This window comes from Phycisphaerae bacterium (assembly GCA_035384605.1).
Lineage (GTDB): Bacteria > Planctomycetota > Phycisphaerae > UBA1845 > PWPN01 > JAUCQB01.
Window position 1 is genome coordinate 1 of record DAOOIV010000202.1, and the last position, 4,510, is coordinate 4,510.

Below are 4,510 nucleotides of genomic sequence, written 5' to 3' on the forward strand. Positions count from 1 at the left end.
CGGCGATCGGCCGCCGATCGCGCAAAACTGCCACCGGAGTTCGCTTGTTTTGGGATTAGTGAAGTCATGCCCAGCGCCGGCCACGCGATTCTGCGGACAGCGGGCCCCGCCGGCTTGACGGCCGCATTCACCTTCAGCCCATACGGCGGAAGCCACGGGCACTTTGACAAGTTAAGCTTCGTGTTGTTCGGCTGGAATCGTGAACTGGGCGTCGACCCCGGCCGGGCCGCCAGCCAGGCATACCGCTTGCCCATCCACAAGAACTGGTACAAAGCCACGATCAGCCACAACAGCGTTGTGGTGGACGGCCAGTCCCAGCAGCCCGTTGCCGGCTCGCTGCGGCTGTTCGCGAGCAACGAGCGATATGCGGCCGTCGTGGCCGACTGTGACACCGCATACAAGGGCATTGTCCATCGGCGAATGCTGGTTATGACCCCGACGTATCTGTTGGTTTGGGATCGGCTCGATTCGCCCGACGAAGATCGCCGATTCGACTGGTTTTACCACAACCGTGGCCACGAAGTGCAGTGCGAAGCGGCCGGCGAACAGGCTGACCTCTCGGCCGAGCCACCGGGGTATCAGTACATCCAGCAAGCCATACAGGGCACGAGCACCGGGCCGGTCGCGATCGCATTTCTCGATGATACGGTTACCACCCATCTGACCGTGGCCGGCAATGGGCAGGTTCAAATTGTGGTCGGCGATGGCCCTGGCTCGTCGATCCTGGAACGCGTACCGCTGGCCATGATTCGTCAGACGGGTCGTTCGGTGAGGTTCGCAGCGGTCATCGAGCCGGTCACCGGCAGCGCGAAGCCTTCTGTATCATCGGTTGAATGGCGAGAGGAGAGCGGTGGGGTAACCATTGAGATCATGTCGGGCCCCGCTGTGGAGTCGGTACGATTGGCGGGTGACTTGGGAATCGAAATCCGCTCCGGTCAGAAGACCGTGCTTACCAGCCGGCCGGCGGGGGAGCAACCGGCCCAATTTCCCCACACCGGGGTATCAGGGCAAGCAAGCAATGAGTAATGAGTGATGGCTCCAATTTCCCCACACCGGGGTATCAGCGATCAGTGGAGGATGCTCGCCGGCCGAGCACACCGAGAGCCCCACATGCTACCCGCCTGGTTTTCCCGCAGGGATAACGATCAGCCGACAATGTCGCTGATGGTGACGGCCAAGTGTTGCTGGCGGTGGCCGATCTTCTTGCGGTAGTTCTTGCGGCGTCGGAAATGGATGGTGGTAACCTTCGGGGCTTTCACCTGGCCGTTAATCTTGGCGACGACCTTGGCCCCTTCGACGAAAGGCCGGCCGATCCGGGCGTTCTCCCCGTCGCCGAGCGCAAGGACACTGGTGAACTCGATCGTCTCCTGGCCTTCGGGCAATTCCCGAATATCCACGTAGATCTTGTCGCCCTGGGAAACCTTATACTGTCGTCCGCCGTCTTCGATGATCGCGTACACCAGTCCAACTCCAGCACGAGGTTAGTTACAGTGGAAACTGACAGGTCCCATGCCTGGGCCATGTCGTTTCGCGGGTCGTCTCTCGAGCCCCACATTATGTGCTTTGGCAGGGATAGGGTCAAGGAGGCTGGTGGCAGTTTGAGGATGAGCGGCGTGGCCCGGACACTTTGGGCAGCTATCTGCGACCCCAAGCGCGAGGGCGGAACCAAGCCACAGAGCGGGTGCGACGCCCGGAGCCGCCCCTTACGGTCTCGGTTCTGAGAGTACCCTCTGGAAGAACCGTATCGCCTGCCCAGCCGAATCTGTCAGGTGCCCGGGTACCCGATCAGCGAGGCTTTGCGGAGGCCTCAACATGCCTGCTAAATTGTTCTGCTGAAAGCACTTAAGGCAAAGGGATCCTCGGGTTATCTGTTGTGGTTGCCCGCTGAGAAGGGATGCCCCGGGCGGGCTTGACAGATGCGGTCGGATGGGTAATATATGATTTGTCGGTGGCTGATGCGCCTGGGGAAACACCCGTTCCCATTCCGAACACGGCAGTGAAGCCCAGACGGCCGATGGTAGTCCCACGGGGCGAGAGTAGGTGACTGCCGACATTTGTGTGTTTTAGCGGAAACCCGCCGGCCGAAAGGCAGCGGGTTTTTTCGCGCGCCGATCCGGCAAGAACAGGAGTTCCGGGGAACCTCACGGGCATGCTCCGGATCCGGGAGAACACGTCAGCGGGTAGCAGAGGCTGCAGGTCCGGGTTGCACCGTTGCCCGGAGAAAAGTCCAACAATTGTCCAGCAGAATGTCATCGCCGCGTCGCTCGAAGTTATGGATTCTGCGGTAGGTCTCGGGTGCATCGAGATGCAGGCGGCGCAGTTCGGCGAGTTGACGATCGGTGTCCTCGTAGCGGGCCAACCATGAGTTGAGCGACTCGCGGGCCCGTTGCTGGGTGGTCCGGATTACTTGGAAGCCTTTGCTCCGGACAAGTCCTATCAGTTCGGCGGCGGTGAGGTCGTGGCGGCGCAACGGTTGGCGAAGACGGACAATGGTCTCCCAGTAGATCTCGTCCTCATCGCCAAAGGGCGTCATCTGCCCGATGACCAGCGTACCCTCAGGGCGCAGCACTCGCCGGATCTCCGCCAAGCAACGATGCAGATCTTCGACGTAATGGAGTGTCTGCCGGCAGACCGCGACGTCGAAGGAAGCATCGGCCCACGGCAGTTGTTGAACGTCGCTCCTGCAAGCTCGAATCCGGGAGTCCCGGACCCGAGCCAGCATTTCGGGCGAGATATCGACGGCGACACATAACCCGAGCCGCGGACACGCGGCCAGTATCGCCTCCAGTACGGCTCCGGTTCCCGCCCCAAGGTCGATGATTCTCTGCCCGGGGCGGGGATCAATGAAATCGATCGTCGTGGCCATGATGCGCGGATCGCGAACCCACGGCGCCAGGTCATAGGTCGCGGCGCGCTGAGCGAAATGTCGGGCCAGATCACGATCCACCGGCATGGTTCCCGGGTTTGACGTCTTTCTCCAGGTAAAGTTGGCGGGCCGGCCAATCGAACGCTCGTTCCTGCATCTGGAGATTGAACTCGTGCGGCCCTTCGAAAAACACGCCTTCGTACCTGTCGGCGGCTCCCATTTGGGCATAGATCCGCCGAATTTTGGCTACTGCCGGGCGGGCAGCGGCGAGCGGGTACAGCGTGTCCTTTGTCCCGTTGATGGTCATGAGTGCGTTGGGCCAATGCAGGATGGCGACGTCGGGCCAGTCAAGATCGGTGTACAGGCCGGGCACCAGTTTGGTGAAGCCGATCCCGTTGCCGATGTGGTTGCAGGTCATCGGTTGATACTCGGCCATCGAGCAGACCGCGACCGATGCTCGGACAGCGGGATGCAGCGCGCCCAGGAAGATGGTGCGCACGGAACCGAGGCTCAGGCCCAGACATCCGTGAGCGGAAAAGGGGGCTGAGCGGAATGGCATGAGAGCGGAAAACGGCTCACCCATTAGCCCCCGTCCCGTCGAGGCCACAAAACCAGATGGAAATGGTTGAGCATCAGGGCGTACGCGCACACCCGCATCTCCTCACGCTCCCGGGCCTCGGCCAGCACTCGCTCGAACGCCGCACAATCCGAATCCTTCTCGAACAGACGCATCCGCCCCACGCCACGGCTTAAGACGTGAAACACCATACCGCCGGGAGCTTGACGAGCACTGCGAGGTATCCCCGCAGTCTACCATCACTCGTCTCGCGTGTCAAAAAACGAACCTGTCCCCACCTGATATCAGCCGGTTTCGCGATGTGGGCAACTACGTGTCGTACGCTCGCCTGGTGGGCAGTTCGTACATGACCAACGGAAAACGCAAGGGCTCAGGCAATACCAAGAACGGCAACGCCTTTCTGTGCTGGGCGTTCATCGAGGCGGCCAACTTCGCGATTCGGTACGACGAGACGATCCGTCGCTATTACCAACGCAAGCAGGCCCGCACGAAACGCATTGTGGCTCTCAAGGCGGTGGCCCACAAGCTGGCCCGAGCCTGCTACCACGTGATCAAGGAAGACGTGGCGTTCGACATCACGAGGGCTTTCGGATGAGACGGTAATCGACTGAGGACGGAGCGGCGAGCCCGGAAATGTGTTTGGCTTCGAACCATCGATCCTGATTGGGCCGCCGCTTCCGATCCTTCTCAGTATTGGCCGTGCCTCGCTGTTCAAGAGGGGAGCTCCGGCTTTTCCCCTCCGGAAAGCGAGGGGGCACAGCAGCGCCGAACGCGGCGCCGGTTTTGCAGGCGGGTACGCCTCGATCGTGAGCCAGAAAAGGAGTGGAGCGGTCCACGCGGCCGCAAGCCAGGTATCTGTCAGGCCGCTGTCCACTTGCGGATAACGGCCAGTCAATTGGACACGATCGGGTACCGACGGTTTTCTGGGGCTCGAAAGAGCCAGGGGCCGGGAAGGGTTCCTCGCGGACCGTCCCGACGGCCTTGATCCTGATGGGTGACTGGTGCGTGCCCGACAGATGCACGACAACCATGCGAAACGAGAACCGGGACGCGTACAACGACCAAAG

General features: G+C 61.4%; 5 protein-coding genes, 1 rRNA gene and 1 pseudogene. 3 read left to right on the plus strand and 4 right to left on the minus strand.

The window, feature by feature from the left end; all coding sequences use genetic code 11:
- A partial coding sequence (locus tag PLL20_21635) for a heparinase II/III-family protein (GenBank protein HPD32602.1) occupies positions 1 to 1,026 on the plus strand: 1,026 nt, incomplete at its 5' end.
- Positions 1,027 to 1,145: 119 nt separating this feature from the next.
- Here PLL20_21635 and rplU read toward each other — a convergent pair.
- Positions 1,146 to 1,460: a 50S ribosomal protein L21 gene (gene rplU, locus PLL20_21640; GenBank protein HPD32603.1), complete on the minus strand. Its 315-nt coding sequence runs from the start codon at positions 1,458 to 1,460 to the stop codon at positions 1,146 to 1,148.
- 484 nt (positions 1,461 to 1,944) lie between these two features.
- Between rplU and rrf the strand changes: the two genes are divergently transcribed.
- Positions 1,945 to 2,053, plus strand: a 5S ribosomal RNA gene (rrf, locus tag PLL20_21645).
- A gap of 120 nt (positions 2,054 to 2,173) precedes the next feature.
- Here the strand turns inward: rrf and PLL20_21650 are convergent.
- Genes PLL20_21650 through PLL20_21660 form a run of 3 tightly spaced genes read right to left on the minus strand, consistent with a single transcriptional unit; the run spans position 2,174 to position 3,598 of the window.
- Positions 2,174 to 2,947, minus strand: a complete 774-nt coding sequence (locus PLL20_21650) for a class I SAM-dependent methyltransferase (GenBank protein ID HPD32604.1) — start codon at positions 2,945 to 2,947, stop codon at positions 2,174 to 2,176.
- Positions 2,937 to 3,449, minus strand: a complete 513-nt coding sequence (locus tag PLL20_21655) for a hypothetical protein (protein ID HPD32605.1) — start codon at positions 3,447 to 3,449, stop codon at positions 2,937 to 2,939. The genes PLL20_21650 and PLL20_21655 overlap by 11 nt, the downstream gene beginning before the upstream one ends.
- Positions 3,449 to 3,598 (minus strand): hypothetical protein, encoded by a 150-nt coding sequence (locus PLL20_21660; protein HPD32606.1) that lies wholly within the window; start codon positions 3,596 to 3,598, stop codon positions 3,449 to 3,451. The genes PLL20_21655 and PLL20_21660 overlap by 1 nt, the downstream gene beginning before the upstream one ends.
- A gap of 125 nt (positions 3,599 to 3,723) precedes the next feature.
- Between PLL20_21660 and PLL20_21665 the strand changes: the two are divergent.
- Positions 3,724 to 4,038, plus strand: a pseudogene (locus PLL20_21665) (transposase).
- Positions 4,039 to 4,510 lie beyond the last annotated feature (472 nt).